The organism is Methylophaga sp. UBA2496 (genome assembly GCF_002341635.1).
Classification (GTDB): domain Bacteria; phylum Pseudomonadota; class Gammaproteobacteria; order Nitrosococcales; family Methylophagaceae; genus Methylophaga.
In genome coordinates this window covers 28,730-45,611 of sequence record NZ_DDOK01000002.1, presented here as the reverse complement: position 1 = coordinate 45,611, position 16,882 = coordinate 28,730, and the positions used below count along the sequence as shown (strand labels likewise).

General features: G+C 46.3%; 15 protein-coding genes. 12 read left to right on the top strand and 3 right to left on the bottom strand.

Annotated features, from left to right (window positions below):
• The first annotated feature begins 67 nt into the window (after positions 1–67).
• From argS to B2W60_RS00480, 10 genes are all read left to right on the top strand, one after another.
• A complete protein-coding gene (gene argS / locus B2W60_RS00525; RefSeq protein WP_292361121.1) occupies positions 68–1,831 on the top strand; it encodes an arginine--tRNA ligase in 1,764 nt (587 codons plus the stop codon).
• Positions 1,832–1,840: 9 nt separating this feature from the next.
• Positions 1,841–2,458 carry an SPOR domain-containing protein gene (locus tag B2W60_RS00520; RefSeq protein ID WP_292361123.1) on the top strand — a complete coding sequence of 206 codons (618 nt, stop codon included), beginning with the start codon at positions 1,841–1,843 and terminating at the stop codon, positions 2,456–2,458.
• A 95-nt stretch (positions 2,459–2,553) separates the two neighbouring features.
• Entirely contained in the window at positions 2,554–3,828 is a 1,275-nt protein-coding gene (locus tag B2W60_RS00515) for a formylmethanofuran dehydrogenase subunit B (protein WP_292361125.1), read from the top strand.
• A 12-nt stretch (positions 3,829–3,840) separates the two neighbouring features.
• The gene (locus tag B2W60_RS00510; RefSeq protein WP_292361127.1) at positions 3,841–5,508 is read left to right on the top strand and encodes a formylmethanofuran dehydrogenase subunit A; all 1,668 of its coding nucleotides are present in this window, start codon (positions 3,841–3,843) and stop codon (positions 5,506–5,508) included.
• Positions 5,505–6,407, top strand: a complete 903-nt coding sequence (fhcD, locus tag B2W60_RS00505) for a formylmethanofuran--tetrahydromethanopterin N-formyltransferase (RefSeq protein ID WP_292361128.1) — start codon at positions 5,505–5,507, stop codon at positions 6,405–6,407. Before B2W60_RS00510 ends, fhcD begins: the two co-directional genes overlap by 4 nt.
• Positions 6,404–7,219, top strand: coding sequence for a formylmethanofuran dehydrogenase subunit C (locus tag B2W60_RS00500; protein ID WP_292361130.1), 816 nt, complete (start codon positions 6,404–6,406; stop codon positions 7,217–7,219). The genes fhcD and B2W60_RS00500 overlap by 4 nt, the downstream gene beginning before the upstream one ends.
• A gap of 159 nt (positions 7,220–7,378) precedes the next feature.
• Positions 7,379–8,389, top strand: coding sequence for a class 1 fructose-bisphosphatase (locus B2W60_RS00495; protein WP_292361131.1), 1,011 nt, complete (start codon positions 7,379–7,381; stop codon positions 8,387–8,389).
• A 91-nt stretch (positions 8,390–8,480) separates the two neighbouring features.
• A complete protein-coding gene (locus B2W60_RS00490; protein ID WP_292361133.1) occupies positions 8,481–9,218 on the top strand; it encodes a dienelactone hydrolase family protein in 738 nt (245 codons plus the stop codon).
• A 54-nt stretch (positions 9,219–9,272) separates the two neighbouring features.
• Positions 9,273–10,079: an HD-GYP domain-containing protein gene (locus B2W60_RS00485; RefSeq protein ID WP_292361136.1), complete on the top strand. Its 807-nt coding sequence runs from the start codon at positions 9,273–9,275 to the stop codon at positions 10,077–10,079.
• 35 nt (positions 10,080–10,114) lie between these two features.
• Positions 10,115–10,510 (top strand): MAPEG family protein, encoded by a 396-nt coding sequence (locus B2W60_RS00480; RefSeq protein WP_292361138.1) that lies wholly within the window; start codon positions 10,115–10,117, stop codon positions 10,508–10,510.
• A gap of 15 nt (positions 10,511–10,525) precedes the next feature.
• Here B2W60_RS00480 and B2W60_RS00475 read toward each other — a convergent pair whose 3' ends face one another.
• Positions 10,526–10,783 carry a TIGR03643 family protein gene (locus B2W60_RS00475; protein ID WP_292361140.1) on the bottom strand — a complete coding sequence of 86 codons (258 nt, stop codon included), beginning with the start codon at positions 10,781–10,783 and terminating at the stop codon, positions 10,526–10,528.
• A gap of 50 nt (positions 10,784–10,833) precedes the next feature.
• On the opposite strand from B2W60_RS00475, the gene B2W60_RS00470 reads away from it, so the two are divergent.
• Complete coding sequence (locus B2W60_RS00470; protein ID WP_292361142.1) at positions 10,834–11,364, top strand: lipocalin family protein; 531 nt, start codon at positions 10,834–10,836, stop codon at positions 11,362–11,364.
• Here B2W60_RS00470 and B2W60_RS00465 read toward each other — a convergent pair.
• On the bottom strand, positions 11,346–14,507 hold the full coding sequence (locus tag B2W60_RS00465; RefSeq protein WP_292361144.1) for an efflux RND transporter permease subunit: 3,162 nt from the start codon (positions 14,505–14,507) through the stop codon (positions 11,346–11,348). The two genes, B2W60_RS00470 and B2W60_RS00465, sit on opposite strands and share 19 nt — an antisense overlap.
• 16 nt (positions 14,508–14,523) lie before the next feature.
• Positions 14,524–15,597, bottom strand: a complete 1,074-nt coding sequence (locus tag B2W60_RS00460) for an efflux RND transporter periplasmic adaptor subunit (RefSeq protein WP_292361147.1) — start codon at positions 15,595–15,597, stop codon at positions 14,524–14,526.
• A gap of 162 nt (positions 15,598–15,759) precedes the next feature.
• Here B2W60_RS00460 and B2W60_RS00455 point away from each other — a divergent pair, with 162 nt between their 5' ends.
• Positions 15,760–16,836: an AI-2E family transporter gene (locus tag B2W60_RS00455; RefSeq protein WP_292361149.1), complete on the top strand. Its 1,077-nt coding sequence runs from the start codon at positions 15,760–15,762 to the stop codon at positions 16,834–16,836.
• The last annotated feature ends 46 nt before the right edge of the window (positions 16,837–16,882 follow it).

Sequence of the window (16,882 nt, the reverse complement as noted above, 5' to 3'; positions counted from 1 at the left end):
AGTGTCATCCACCAGCCTGATCGGTTAAAATTCGCCATCACATTTCTGTTATCTGGACTTCATTACCTTGAAAGACCAATTGAAAACAATTATCGAAAGCACGTTAGCTTCGCTGATTTCACAACAAAGCCTCCCTGCAGATATTTCCTCGGTTGATGTTAAGTTGGAACGAACCAAAGATCGCAGCCATGGTGACTTTGCCAGCAATATTGCCATGGTATTGGCCAAACCGGCCAAAATGAATCCACGTCAGATAGCAACTTTAATTGTTGATGCTTTGCCGCAGCATGAGATGATTGATAAAGTCGATATTGCTGGCCCCGGTTTTATTAACTTCACTTTATCAGCAAATGCCAGACTGGAAGTGGTTGCTGAGGTATTGAAAAAAGCCGGTCAGTTCGGTTTGAGTGATTACGGTAAGGGCCAGAGAGTTCAAGTGGAATTTGTCTCTGCCAACCCGACAGGTCCTTTGCATGTTGGTCATGGTCGTGGTGCTGCGTATGGTTCAGTCGTCGGCAGTCTGCTTAAAGCGGTAGGTTATGATGTACATCGCGAATATTATGTTAACGATGCTGGCCGTCAGATGGACATTCTGGCCACCAGTGTCTGGCTGAGATATCTGGAAAAATGTGGTGAACAGTTTATTTTTCCCAGTAATGGTTATCGTGGTGAATATGTTTTTGACATTGCTGAGACCCTTAAAAATCAGCATGCCGATGCACTATTACACCCAGCTGCAGTGGTATTTGATGGCGTGCCCACAGACGAACCGCAAGGTGGTGACAAAGAATTGCATATTGATGGCCTGACACAACAGGCCAAAAAATTACTTGGTGCTGAACTGTACCGTGAATTATTTGATTTAGGTTTAAATGCCATTCTGGATGATATTCGTAATGATTTGGCTGAATTTGGCGCCGAATATGATGAGTGGTTTTCCGAACGATCACTGGTTGAATCGGGCGTGGTTGATGAGGCAATCGAGCAATTAAAAGCAGCTGATGTGCTCTATCAGCAGGATGGGGCCTGGTGGTTCAAGTCCACAGAGTTTGGCGATGAAAAAGATCGCGTTGTGGTGCGGGATAATGGTCAGGCAACCTATTTTGCTTCTGATGTTGCCTACCATCTGAATAAATTTCAGCGTGGTTTTGAGCAGATCATTGATATCTGGGGTGCCGATCATCATGGCTATATTCCACGTGTTAAAGCGGCAATGACGGCGTTACATCAGGATGTCAGCAAACTAAGTGTTTTATTGGTGCAGTTTGCCGTATTGTATCGTGGCAAGGAAAAGGTCGGTATGTCGACTCGCAGTGGTGAATTTGTCACGCTACGGGAACTGCGTGATGAAGTTGGTAAGGATGCTGCCCGTTTCTTTTATGTGCTGCGTGGGGCTGATCAGCATATGGATTTTGATCTGGAGCTGGCGAAATCACAAAGTAATGATAATCCGGTATATTACGTGCAATATGCGCATGCACGGATTTGCAGTGTGTTCCGTCAATTAGCTGAAAGACAACTGAACTGGGATGAACAGGCCGGGTTGCAGAACTTGTCTTTATTAACCGAAGATCACGAACAAGCGTTGCTGACTATGCTTTCACGTTATCCGGAAGTAGTTGAACTGTCCGCAGTAACTTACACGCCACATCTGCTGGCGCATTTTCTGATGGATTTGGCCCGTGATTTCCATACGTATTACAACGCCCATCAGTTTATGACAGAAGATATCAATGTCAGTCAGGCGCGTTTAACACTGATCACTGCTGTCAGACAGGTTATTGCTAATGGTTTGGGTTTAATGGGCGTCTCAGCGCCACAAACGATGTAAGAGGTTTTTGTGGCAGCCAGAAGAAATACCCGTAAACAGTCTCCAAAGCAGGGCGGAAGTATGCCTTGGGGACCTATGTTAATCAGTTTCGCGGTAGGTGCTTTTGTGATGTTTTTATTACATCTGAAAGATAATGTTCCAGCGGATCAGCAACAGGCAAAAACCACGCAACAACAGCAAAAAAAATCAGCTGTGGAGCCCACTTTTGATTTTTATACCTTATTGCCTGAAACGGAAGTGGTGGTTGAAAAACCCAGAACTATTGCCAATCAGCCGCAAAAACCAATCGTCTCTTCTCCACCTGAAGAGGTCGCTGAGGCCCCTCAGCCATCTGCACAAACTGCAGAACAAACCCAGCAAGCCGCTGCGGAGCCCGCCGTTGATGCAGTCAGCTATATGATTCAGGTCGGTTCATTTAAAAAGCTTGATGATGCGGATGGTTTTCGGGCCAGGTTAGCCTTTTTAGGTATTGAATCAAAAGTGCAAACTGTGACAATAGATAATACTGATACCTGGCACCGTGTTCAGGTTGGACCAGTCATCGGTCGTGATAAAGCCGATGCCTTACAGAAACAGTTACGTGACAACAATATTGATTCGCTTTTATTACGCGCAAAACATGGTTAATGCTTTTCAATATTGCGGCTGAAATATCCGCCTGGACTTGAAGCAGGTTATAACGGCCCCAGTTTATTTATGTGAGATTTATCGAGGACAGCGATATGACAGAAAACAGCACGGCAACCGTTTGGCATGAAGTTGCCAGCCCATTTTGTGGTATAGCATCCGATGATCTGACAATTCAAGTCAGCGGTAACAACATTAAAGTTCTGGAAAATGGTGATGCTGTCACTCGTCCGGGTTTTGAAACGCCGATATCCGATTTACAACCCCGCATTCAAGGCAAAGCAGTTACTCTGGATCAGGCCGTTTCCCATATTGCTGATTTACTCATTAACAGCAAACAACCGTTAATCGCAGGTTTGGGTACGGACTTAAACGGTGCGCGTTCTGCCATGGCACTGGCTGATAAAAGCGGCGCCACGATTGATAGTTTTTATTCTCCAGCCGCCTTTCGCAATATCCTAGTATTACAGGACACCGGCTATATGACGACCACGCTTACCGAAGTAAGAAACCGGGTCGATCTGTTACTGGTTGTAGGAACGGATGTCGAATCCACATTCCCACGCTTTTTTGAACGAATGATCTGGAACAAAGAGAGCATGTTCGGCCAGGATATTGAGTCGCGTGAAGTTATCTATTTAGGCAAGAAACCAAGTGGAGATGCCTCCACTTCGCCAAAAGGTAAAAAGGCTCAGGTTATCGGCTGCGATAATGCTGACTTGCCGGAAGTGGTTTCGGTATTGCGCGCTTTGCTGAAAGGTAAACCGGTTCAGGCAGAAGCCGTTGCCGGAGTAGCAGTCAGTGAATTACAAACCTTGGCCGACAGACTAATGGCCGCTAAATATTCGGTAGTGACCTGGTCAGCTGGCCAACTGGATTTTGATCATGCTGAGGCCACCATTCAAAACGTCTGTGAACTGATCAAGGAAATTAACGCTACCACCCGCAGCAATGGCTTGCCATTAGGCGGTAAAGAAGGTGATACCACTGTGAATGCCGTAGCTTCCTGGCAAAGTGGATATCCGATGCGAACCACCTTCAATCGTCGCTTTCCAGATTACGACCCGTTTTTAAATGACGGTCGACGCATTCTTGCTGAAGGTGAGAGTGATGTTGTTATCTGGGTTTCCAGCTTTAACACCACCGTTACGCCACCCAAAACGTCAGCCACCACTATTGTGCTTGGACGAAGCGGTATGCAGTTTGAAACGGAACCGGAAGTCTATATTCCGGTTGGTGTGCCCGGTATCGATCACGAAGGCCGGACCTTTCGTACCGACAGTGTTGTTTCAGTTCCTTTAAGAAAATTACGTGACAGCGGCTTACCCAGCGTGTTTGAAGTACTCAGTGCGGTCGAACAGGCCCTGTAAACGGAGATAAAGATGCTTTTAAAATTAACAGGCGGACGTATTTTTGACCCGGCACACGATCAAAATGATGTGGTACGGGATATCTATATCCGCGATGGGCGTATTGTCGAAAAACCGACAGATGGTCGGGTTGATGAAGAAATCGATGTGCGTGGCAAAGTCATTATGGCCGGTGCCATTGATATGCATACCCATATTGGTGGCGGGAAGGTCAATATTGCCCGAACCATGTTGCCGGAAGATCATGCTCAAGCAGTTTATGAACGGACGGAGTTGTTACGGTCAGGAACTGGTCACGCGGCACCCAGCACGTTAACGACGGGCTACCGTTACGCAGAAATGGGTTATACCGCCGGGTTTGAGCCAGCCGTATTACCGATTAATGCACGCCAGGCCCATATGGAAATGCATGACACACCGATTATTGATAAAGGTGGTTACGTGATGCTCGGCAGTGATGATTTTCTGCTGCGGATGATGGCCGCCAACTCGGATCAGGAAGCGATTAACAATTATGTTGCCTGGACCATTAATCATGCACAGGCAGTCGGCCTCAAAGTAGTTAATCCTGGTGGTATCAGTGCTTTTAAATTTAATCAGCGCAAACTTGATTTGGATGAAAAGAACGATTTTTATGGGGTGACACCGCGCGATATCCTGCACCGGCTGTCTACAGCAGTAAAAGAAATCGGTGTGCCGCACCCGTTACATGTGCATGGTTGTAATCTGGGCGTACCCGGGAATATGCAAACGACGCTGGATACCATTCAGGGCGCTGAAGGTTTGCCGATGCATTTGACGCATATTCAGTTCCACAGCTACGGCACCGAAGGTGATTTTAAATTCTCATCCGGCGCAGCTGAAATCGCTGAAGCGATTAATAAACATAAAAATATTACTGTGGATGTCGGGCAGATCCTGTTCGGCCAGACGGTGACGGCATCGGGCGACAATATGCGTCAGTTTGCCGGAGCACCACATGCACATCCTAATAAATGGGTGTGTATGGATATCGAATGTGAAGCCGGTTGCGGTGTAGTACCGTTTAAATATAAAGATCAAAGTTATGTAAACGCGTTGCAATGGATGATTGGTCTGGAAACCTTCCTGATGGTCGATGATCCCTGGCGGATTTTCCTGACCACCGATCATCCGAATGGTGCACCGTTTACCAGCTATCCGCATCTGATTAAGTTATTGATGGATAAGTCTTTCCGTAACGACATGCTCTCTACTTTGCATCCGGAAGCACAAAAAGCAACCCATCTGGCGTCGTTGGATCGTGAATATTCGTTGTATGAAATTGCCATCATGACCCGGGCAGGTGCAGCCAAACTCGTTGGTCTGGCAGATCGTGGACATTTGGGAATTGGCGCGGCAGCGGATATCACTGTTTACACCGATAACAGTGATCGTGAGAAGATGTTCGAAAAACCGGATTATGTCTTTAAAGATGGGGAAATGGTGGTGCGTCAAGGCCAGGTCATCAAAATTACCTGGGGCACCACACATGTGGTTAAACCGGAATATGATGTGAGTATCGAAAAACCGTTACAGGAATATTTTGATAAATTCCACACTTTGAAAATGAGCAACTTCAAAATCAGTAATGACGAAATCGTCGATGATGGTCGTGGTAGCTTAACCATTCAGCCGCTGCATAAGGGAGGCAGACTATGATCATCAATGGCGTCAGCATTGATAAAACCTTTGCCGAAGCCTTTCCGATGAAAGGCACGCGAATCATTATTACTGCTCAGAATCTTGAATGGGCGATGCATTCAGCAACTGCCTTCACTGGGTTTGCAACCTCGGTTATTGCCTGCGGTTGTGAAGCTTCGATGGAAAGAATATTAGAGCCTTCTGAAACCCCTGATGGTCGTCCCGGTGTGGCCTGTCTGATTTTTGCTATGGGTGGCAAAGGGTTAGCCAAACAGGTTGAAACCCGTGCTGGTCAGTGTGTACTTACTTCCCCAACATCTGCTTTATTTTCGGGTATTGAAGGTGAAGATGGGAAAGAAATTGCCCTGGGTAAAAACCTGCGTTTCTTTGGTGATGGTTATCAAATCTCAAAAATGATTGATGGTAAGCGTTACTGGCGTATTCCGGTTATGGATGGTGAATTCCTTACCCAGGAAAACACCGGTGTGGTTTCTTCTGTTGGAGGGGGTAACTTCCTGATTCTGGCGGAATCTCAGCCTCAGGCCTTGGCGGCCTGCGAAGCAGCAGTTAAGGCGATGAAACAGTTACCGAATATCATTATGCCGTTTCCCGGAGGCGTCGTTCGCAGTGGATCGAAAGTCGGTTCAAAGTACAAAGCACTTAATGCGTCAACCAATGATGCCTTCTGTCCAACGTTAAAAGGTCAGACTAAATCCGAATGTTCGCCGGAAGTCGAATCGGTGATGGAAATCGTTATTGATGGTCTGAGCAAAGAAGATATTGATAAAGCCATGCGGGTCGGCATTCAGGCGGCATGTGATTTAGGCGCTGAAAACGGTATTCGCCGAATCAGTGCTGGTAATTATGGTGGCAAACTCGGCCCATTCCACTTTCATTTGCAGGAGATCATGGCATGAAAGCACTGACTCTTAAACTCAAAATGGATTTGGCACAACGTGTCGATTGCTCCCCATTAACGCCTGATAAACTGGCGGGTAAAGATGTAGCCGATATTGCTGCGATGGAACTGGTCAGTGGACGTTTAACGTTACCGGTTGATCAGCTGTTTGATATCAGCGGCGATGATGTCAATGATATCCGCTTTGAGAACAGTTCTGCCAAACTGGATCATATCGGTCATGCGATGACTCATGGACGCATCACTATTGAGGGCGATGCCGGTGCCTATCTGGGCCAGTTTATGACAGGCGGAAATATAGAAATTACCGGAAACACATTTATTTATACCGGCTGTGAAATGAAAGGTGGCCAAATCAAAATTAACGGTAACGCAGGTGATTTTGTTGGCGCAGCACGCAGCGGTTATAAAAACGGGATGACCGGCGGTATTATTATCGTCACCGGAAATACCGGCGCACGTACCGGTGATCATATGCGCCGTGGCATGATTCTGATTGAAGGCAATGCTGGTGATTACTGTGGTTCACGAATGATATCCGGCACTATTGCAGTGCTCGGTGAGGTCGGCAAACATCTGGGATATGCGATGAAACGGGGCACAATATTGCTGCCCAAAATGCCACAGCATGGCATTACCGCCAATTTCAATGATTGTGGATCGCACACGCTGGCATTTTTACCCCTGATGTTTGCGTCGTTTAAAAAGCTGGACAGCCAATTTGCCAAGGTGGAGAGTTTTTCCAGGGTGCAGCGTTATGCGGGTGATCTCGGTGGCATTGGTATGGGTGAGATTCTCGTTAAAATCTAGTTATTATTAGCAGGGGAAAAGCGGGTCTGTTCCCCTGCATTTTAAAACACTTCTAACTGCTCTTGGCATTTTCATCGCCACTGGTTTACTCTCGCTTTAAACAGCTGCGAATCATCAGCTCGACACCCTGAAAAATAAATAGTTAAAGAGAGAAACGCCATGTCTGATATCGGCAAATCAGTGAATCAACTTATCGTTGAAGAGCAAAGATCCCATCCGGATTCGACAGGCGATTTGACGGGATTATTAGGCGATATAGTCAGTGCCTGTAAAAAAATCTCTCATTTAGTCAGTCGCAGCAACATCATTGGTCTCGGTGGTTTTGCTGAAAGTGAAAACGTTCAGGGCGAAACGCAGAAAAAACTTGATATCATTACCAATGATGTAATGGTTGATCATCTTAAATGGACCGGCCATCTGGCCGCAATGGCCTCTGAAGAAATTGAAGAAATCATTCAGATCCCCAGCAAATTTCCCAAAGGTAAGTATTTGATTTGCTTTGATCCATTGGATGGCTCCTCCAATATTGATATCAATCTCTCAGTAGGCACTATTTTCTCCATTTTACGTTGCCCCAATGATTGTAAAAATCCGACATTAAAAGACTTTATGCAAAAAGGCACAGAGCAGGTTTGTGCTGGATTTACAGTATATGGACCAGCGACGATGTTAATTTTGACCACCGGTAACGGTGTAAATGGCTTTACCTTGGACAGTGATGTCGGTGAATTTATATTGACCCACCCAAATATGCGTATTCCCAAAGAGACCGCTGAATTTGCTATCAATATGTCTAATCAGCGCTTCTGGGAAGCTCCGGTCCAGAAATATGTCGAAGAATGTATGAAAGGCACCGAGGGTGTACGGGAGAAAAATTTCAATATGCGCTGGGTGGCATCAATGGTCGCAGAAGTTTATCGCGTACTGACACGAGGTGGCATTTTTATGTATCCGACAGATTCCAAAATTGCCAGGCAAGGCGGTAAGTTACGCCTGATGTACGAAGCAAACCCGATGAGTTTCATTGTCGAGCAGGCCGGTGGTGTAAGCTCTACCGGAACCCAGCGGATTCTGGATATCCAGCCGGAAAACATTCATCAGCGCGTCCCCGTCATCATGGGCTCAAAAAACGAAGTCGACAGAGTGGTTCGCTACCATCATGATGGCTAACTAAAGATGCATTCAATAAAGTAGCTTTTTTGCCAACTCTGCAGCGATCATTTGGTCGTAATAGTTCATAGACGATTGCCAGGGAGATAGCATGTTGCTGAAAAAATATTTATTAATCGGGCTTACCTGTTTTTCAGTGGCGGCAGCCGCTGATAATATCGATTATCAGGTGAATGATGAAACCTACGAAGGTTTCTATGTCAGTCCAGCAGATAGCGCCCCTTTGGTGTTATTGATCCACGACTGGGACGGCTTGACGGATTACGAAATCAAACGTGCCTATATGCTGGCTGAAGAGGGATATGCGGTTTTTGCCGCGGATTTATTTGGTAAAGGCATTCGACCCACGGAAGATAAAGATAAAAAGCAACATACCGGTGAGCTGTATCAGGACAGACAGAAAATGCGTCAGTTACTGAAAGGTGCTTTGGACAAAGCCGCTGAACTGGGAGCCAACCGGCAAAAGGTTGTTGTTATCGGTTATTGCTTTGGTGGTGCAGCGGTGCTTGAAATGGCTCGTTCGGGGGAGAATCTGCAAGGTTTTGTCAGTTTCCATGGGGGCTTAAAAACCCCTCAGGGACAGGATTATGCCAGTACTTCAGCAGAAATTCTGGTATTGCATGGTGCCGCTGATAAAGCGATAAGCATGCAGGAGTTTGCTCAGCTGAGCACAGAGCTTGAAACCTATAATGTCCCCAACGAAATGATTGCCTATGGCGGTGCGGAACATGCTTTTACCGTGTTTGGTGTTGATCGCTATAATGCTGCAGCTGATCAGAAATCGTGGCAGCGTCTATTGCAGTTTCTGGAAGCAAAACTGCCAAATTAATCTATTGCGCGGGGTCTGAAGGATGGTTTCCCGACAGCTAACAATAAAAAATACATGAATTTACCCCCTCATTACCGAATTGTTCTGGTGTATTTGCTTGTTGGGATAGCCTGGATATTTTTTTCAGATATCTCTGTAGAGTATTTATTTTCAGGAGAACGTGTTACTCAGATACAACATTTCAAAGGTTGGGCGTTTGTAATCTTAACGGCTGCATTCCTGTATGTGCTGATTCGTCATGACTTCAAGGCGATTCAGGCAGCCAATCGTAAAATTCTGGACAGTATTGAACAGGCAGTGATGGGCTGGATTCATGTGATGGATGCACGGCACAAGGAAACCAAAGATCATTCCGAGCGGGTTACCCGAATGACGGTAGCACTGGCAAAACTGTCCGGCATAAGTGATGAAAAACAACTGGAATCGATTCGTTATGGCGCAATTCTGCATGATATTGGCAAAATCGGCATCCCGGATGAGATTTTGACAAAACCCGGAAAGCTCACCGATGCAGAATGGGAAATCATGAAACAGCACCCACAAATCGCTTATGATATTTTGTCAAAGAACGATTACCTGCGACAGTATATGATGATTCCTTATGAACATCATGAACGATGGGATGGATTAGGTTATCCACAGGGTTTGAAGGGAACCGAGATACATTTTGAAGCAAGACTTTTTGCCATTGTTGATGTCTGGGATGCGATTTATCATCGCCGGGTTTACAAAGATGCATGGCCGGAAGATAAAGTACTTGAATATTTATCCGAACAATCAGGAAAAGCATTTGATCCAGCGTTCAGTGAGTTGTTTGTAAAAAATTATGCCCAACTGAAAATTGCAGCTGAATTCAGCTGATTAATTCCTTTAACTTTTGCTGCCTGGAGTAATACATGCCTGCGTTGTTTATCGTGTTATTTATTGTTACGTTTTTCCCGATGATACTGGCATTTATCGGCGGCTACTTACGTTATAAACACGTTGATATCTTTGATAACCGCCATCCCAGAGAGCAACAGTCTGAGTTAACCGGTGTGGCTGCCCGCGTGTTAGCGGCACAGAAAAATGCCTGGGAGGCGTTGATATTCTATTCCGCCGTCACGTTGCTGGCGTTTTATTCCAGTGTAAATCTGCGGGATTTGAGTGAAGCAGCCATTTTGTTTCTGGCCTGTCGTATTCTACACCCGATTTTTTACGCCCTGGATTTGGCTGTTTTTCGCAGTTTGATTTTTATGGTCGGCTGGTTAAGTTGTGTTTATATTGCGATAAGAGCCTTTACCGCCGTTTAATAAAACTCAAGTGGCTTAGCGTGGTTTATATTGAGTCGGACAGTAGGCCCGCGAGATACGCGGATCACGCAAAGCCTGATGTTTGGTTTTTCGCCCTGCAACCCGTTCCCGCCACAGATGAAATGAACCTGGTTTCATTTCGCGTTGCATCAATTTAATGACCTGATTCTCCGGTAAGCCATACAGCCGGAAAATCGCTTCAAACGGTGTACGATCTTCCCACGCCATTTCAATGATTCGGGAAATATCCGCCAAACTTAGCGTCTCACTCATACATGCGACCTCAGATATAAACTCGTAAATTAACCAAAGGTGTGTGAAATATGCGTCTATTTACCATTCTTCTGCTATCACTGATGTTAACTGCTTGCACTGGAACTCCCAAAGGGGTTGAGCCTGTCCCTGATTTTGAGCTGGATCGTTATCTGGGTAAATGGTTTGAAATAGCGAGACTGGATCATTCTTTTGAACGGGGTTTAACATCGGTGACCGCCGACTATAGCTTGCGGGAAGATGGATCCGTCAGGGTGATCAATCGCGGCTACAACAGTGAGAAAGGACAATGGGAAGAAGCTGAAGGTAAAGCAAAGTTCGTCAGAGACGCTGATATTGCACACCTGAAAGTATCCTTTTTTGGACCATTTTATGGTGGTTATGTGGTGTTTGGTCTGGATAAACAGGATTACCAGTATGCGTATGTGTCAGGCCCTAACCATAACTATTTATGGTTATTGGCCCGTACACCGCAAGTCAGTGACGAGTTAATTGCCAGCTTTATTAACGAGGCTGAGCAACGTGGTTTTGATACTGACAAGCTGATCTTTGTTGAACAGGATCAAGCGTTAGATGATTGAGGCTGCCGAGACAATTGTTTACGTTGTGTCCACGATAAAATCGATATTAACAAGCTTGGCAGGAATGTCAGCGTGATAAGGGTGGAAACCGCGATGCCCACCAGAACCACAATACCCACACCTCGGTAGAGCTCAGTACCGGCACCAGGGATAAACACTAACGGTGCCAGACCAAAAATGGTGGTCAATGTCGACATCAATATCGGGCGCAACCGAGTTGCTACGGCTTGATTAACGGCCGTATGTACCGATATGGCTTTGTCGGTCAAATTACGTCTTGCCTGTTCAACAATCAAAATCGGATTGTTGACCACTGTACCCAGCAGGATGACAAAGCCCAGCATAGTAATCATATCGAATGGTTGGATGATTGCCGGTAAGCCGAACGAGTTTAACAGGCTGCCGGAGGCATTGATGGCGACCAACCCGACAATACCTCCGGCGATGCCTAATGGCACAGTGGTTAAAATAATTAATGGATAGCCCCAATGTGAGAATATAGCGACCAGAACCAGATAGATGAGTATAACAGCCACCACAAGATTTTCAGATAAGGATTCTCTTGTGGCATCCAATTGATCCGAAGCGCCGGAAATAGAAAGGTTAATTCCTTTGGCGACTTCACCTTCAGCCTGCATGGCGGGAATCATTTCGTTGCGAACTTTATTCACTGCGGTTTCCAGAGCCACATCTCTCGGCGGAATAATCAGCAGGGTGACGGTTCTGCGACTATCAACCCGTCTAAGGGTTGCACTATCAACGGTTTCGACCAAATCAGCCAAAGCATTCAATGGAATAATACCGCCATTGGGGGTGAGTACGGGCAGACCGGCTAAGCCTGACAAATTCTGTTGTTGCCCTGCAGTGCTGAACAGAAACATATCGACTTTGTCATCATCAATAAAAAACTCATCAACAAAAGCGCCATCACTTAATGCTGCAACTGAAAAACCAAAATCGTTGGCTGTAAACCCGACCTCGGTTAACCGCGACCAGCGAGGCCGGATTTCAATTAATGGTTGATCCAGCGATAACGATCCAGGAATGGAATCTATCTGTGGGTTTTCAAACAACTGTTCGGCTCGTTTGAGCGCAAATTCTGCCGTACTGTATAGGTTTTCCATATCCGGACCGGCAATATCCAGACTGACCGCACGTGTTCCGCCCTGATCGCTGGAAATAATTGAACCACGACCTGAGAAAGCACGCATACCCGGATAACTTTCAAATAAATCGGTTAACGCATTCATCATTAGTTCGATATCTTGCGTTCGGGTAGGCTCACTGAGCACGCGTAAACCGGTTGGAGTGGTACGAATAAAATAATAGGCAAGTGATGGAAGCGGGGCTTCTCCACGATCAAATAAGGCTGGATCAGCTCCTTTGGCCTCACTGAGAATTTCAATGACCTCTTCACTGATTCGCAACATTTCCGAGAGGTTATAGCCGGGGGGGGGAATCATACTGGTAAAGGCTTTGGGTTCTTCACCTTCAGGGAGGTATTCAGCCGGCGGCATTAAATGCCATGCGGCAACCAGGGTTGCTGATACCGTAATGAGCATGGTGATCAGGCGTCTGAAAAAACCACCGGTAATCCAGTTGACGCTATGGAGGATGACGCCTCGACGATGTAAATCTTCATGAGTACCACGACTTTTGCCAAGGCCGAAGTGAGCACAGGCGGCGGGCACCACGGTTACGGCAAATAGCATTGAAGCCAGAATGGCTACCGAAATGGCAATAGCGATATCCGAATACAATTGGCCGGCTTCTTCCTGAACAAATAATACCGGAGCAAAAACCAGAATCGTTGTCATGCTGGAAGCCAGGACCGCTGTCCACACTTCACGAACACCGGTAATAGCGGCTTCAATTCTATCCAGGCCGCGGCGCCTGGCCTGTTCAATGCTTTCGAGTACAACAATCGTGTTGTCGACCGTCATGCCTATCGCAAAGGCAATACCGGCCAAGGAAATCACATTGATCGTACGATCAAAAACCAATAACCCTAAAAATGCCGCAATAATACACACCGGCATCCCCATCAAACCGATTAATGTGCCACGAATACTGCGAAGGAATAAAAAAAGTATGATGGTGGCCAGCAATGCCCCTAGCAGCAAGTTCTGAGAGACATTCTGTATTGATGATTCGACATAGCGAACATCGTCGCCAATCAGGACTAAATCCAGGCCATTCGGATGCAGTAAATCTCGCCGCATCTCTTCAACCACCTGCATCATGCCGGATTTTATATCGATTACATTAGAACCCGGTTCGCGCTTAACCGCCATCGTCAGGCCACGCTCGTCATTGACCACGGCGACTTCACGAACTTCATAGTGACCCAGATTAATCGTGGCGACATCTTTCAGGAAAATATCAGTGCCGTTGCGATGCGCCAGAATCAATTCTTCCAGTTCCTGCTTATTATCAAACCGGCCAACCGTTCGGATTAAATAGCGTTTTTTTCCATCATCCAGGTCACCGGCAGAGGTATCGCTGTTACGGGCACGGATGGCATCGCGCACCTGGGTAAGGCTTAAGCCTCTTTGAGCCAGTTTGGCGGGATCAATAAAGATTTGCATCTGTCGTTCGGCGCCGCCGCGGAGCTGAACCTCGGAAACACCCGGCACACGCTCCATCTGAGTACGAATATTGTCATCGATAAAGTCGGTGATCATGTCGATATCAAGATTCAGCGGGTTGCCTGGTAGCGGGGATACCGCAAAATACATAAAAGCGTTTTCCGAAAACGAGCTGCTGCGGATACTGGGTTGATCGACATTTTCCGGATAGCTGGGAACCTGGCTTAGCGCATTGGCGACTTCTATTAAGGTTTCATTTATATCGACGCCAAACGGGAAATCCAGCTCAACGTATGAAACACCGGTTTCGGCAAACGATTCCATTCGTTTAAGGTTTGGAATATTACGCAGATAGCGTTCCTGCTCGATCAGGATTTCCTTTTCAATATCCTGAGGCGTTGCTCCAGGCCATTGCGTCACAACGCTGATGGTGCGTACATCCAAATCAGGAATCATCTGTACGGGGATCATTCGTGCGGCAGAGATGCCGAGAACACAAACAATCAGCACCATGACAGTAAGTAGTTTGGCGTTACGAATCGGTGCTTCTAGCATGCGGGGTTAATTCCTTTTATCTGGCGTCGCTGGCAAGTTCAACTTCATCGTTATCGCTAAGCACCTCATTACCGCGAATTACCACTAAGTCATCGGCTGTTAACCCCTCAGTAATAATGATACCGTCAGAACTTTCACTACCGACACTCACAGTTCGGCGTTGCGCCCGGTTGTTGTCATCAATAATAAATACACTTCTTCCGCCATCAGGATGACGTAATACTGCATCACGAGGAATGAGATACCCTTTTGCTTTATCCCCACCCATATAGATTACTGCACTGGCAGAAGTGCCGGGTAACAGAGTCACATCATTTGAATCCACAACAATGCGGACTAAAAATGAGCGGGCCTGTGTATTACTGACCGGGACGAGAGCAGTAATTTTTCCAGAGAGTTTCTGTGACGGCAGTGCATCAGGCAGTATTTCGACCCGGCTTTCTGTCGTGATCTCAGAAAATCGTTCCTGGGGCACGTTAACATCAAGTCTGACAGGCTCCAGAGCTACCAATTCCAGCACTTGATCACCTCGATTAATCCATTCACCGGCTTCCGTCATTTTGGCGCTGATAACACCACTGAAGGGGGCTGGCAGTTCATGTCGACTCAGCTGTTCTGCCGCGGTGTTTTGCATGGCCGTGGCCGCTGCCAGAGCTGCTTGACTCAATAAGAGATTGGATTCGCGATTAGCCAGCTCTGTAGCCGAAATGTAATTATCTCCACGAAGCCGTTTGGCTTCTTCGACTAATCGCTCGGCTTCACTTGCACTGGCCTGAGCTTCATTTGTTGCAGCCCTTGCCTGTTCCAGCTGTTGTTTGGCGATAGCTGGATCCTGTCTCAGTAAAACATCACCCTGTTTAACCCGGAAGCCGGCATCCACTAAAACTTCTTTGACTAAGCCATCAACTCTTGGAGACAGCAATGCCCTGCGTTCAGCTGTTAATGAGCCTGATAGGGTCAGTGTTTCAGTCGATTCTGATACTATCGGCTTACTGACACTTACCGGTGTGGCCGCGAGGCCGGGTTGAGTGAATAGTATAAAAATAAACCCGCAACCCAGCAGGTTGCTTGACGAAAATGATTTCAACATAGTGGTTCGCATGGTTGGTGAATGCAATTAATGAACGATATCCACCTGGATAGTTCCTCAAATTTGAATGTTAGACTGCATTTAATGCGCTACAAGTCTGATGACGATATGCCAAAATAGTAACAGACATACCTTAAGACGCTGAACAGGACCAAAACAGATATGACCTTGCGAGCAGTATTCAAAAAGTGGGCGGAAAGATATTTTTCTGATGAAGAAGCCGTCATTATGCTGATTGTACTGGTATTAGGCTTTGCTGTGATCATCTGGTTTGGTCGTATGTTAGCCCCTTTTTTTACGGCGTTAATCATTGCGTTTCTGTTGCAGGGCGTAGTGAATATGCTAACAAGGAGGCACGTGCCGCAAATGATTGCCGTGGCAATCGTTTTTGTCGGTTTTGTCAGTGTGATGTTAGCGCTGGCCTTTTTGTTGATGCCATTGTTATGGAATCAGCTGGTTAATCTGGTATTGGAAACACCCAGAATGCTTTCGAGCGGACAGCAATGGCTGGATGAGCTTCAGGCGCAATATCCCACACTGATAACTCCGGATGAAATTCAGAACTGGATCTCAATGGTGGCAAGAGAATTGAGTATCTACGGTCAGCGTGCACTGACTTTATCTTTAGCTTCACTAGGCAATGTGATTGGTCTGATTGTTTATTTGGTCCTGGTACCAATTCTGGTGTTTTTCATGCTTAAAGACAGAGAAAAGCTGGTGGGCTTTATTTTATCAATGATGCCGGAAAAACGTGGCTTGATGAGCAGGATTTGGAATGAAATGGATGGTCAGATTGCTAACTACGTGCGTGGCAAGGTGGTTGAAATCATTATTGTGGGTACAGTGGCTTTTATAACTTTTGCCTGGTTTGGTTTGCCTTATTCGGCATTGCTGGCCGTGTTAGTTGGATTTTCAGTATTGATTCCGTTTATCGGTGCCGCAGTAGCAACATTGCCGGTTGCAGCGGTTGCAGGCTTTCATTTTGGTCTCACTGAGGAGTTTGCCTATGTATTGGTGGCTTACGGAATTATTCAGGCCTTAGATGGCAATGTGCTGGTTCCAATTTTGTTTTCTGAAGCGGTTAATCTGCACCCGGTGTCGATCATTCTGGCCGTTTTGTTTTTTGGTGGGGTTTGGGGTTTTTGGGGTATTTTCTTTGCTATCCCTCTGGCAACCTTACTCAAGGCACTGGTGACAGCCTGGCCACGAAGTTTAAAATCACAAATTGCTTCAGATTAAGTAAGCATTTTATATTTATTTGTTCAAAATCAACCTAACCAAAAGT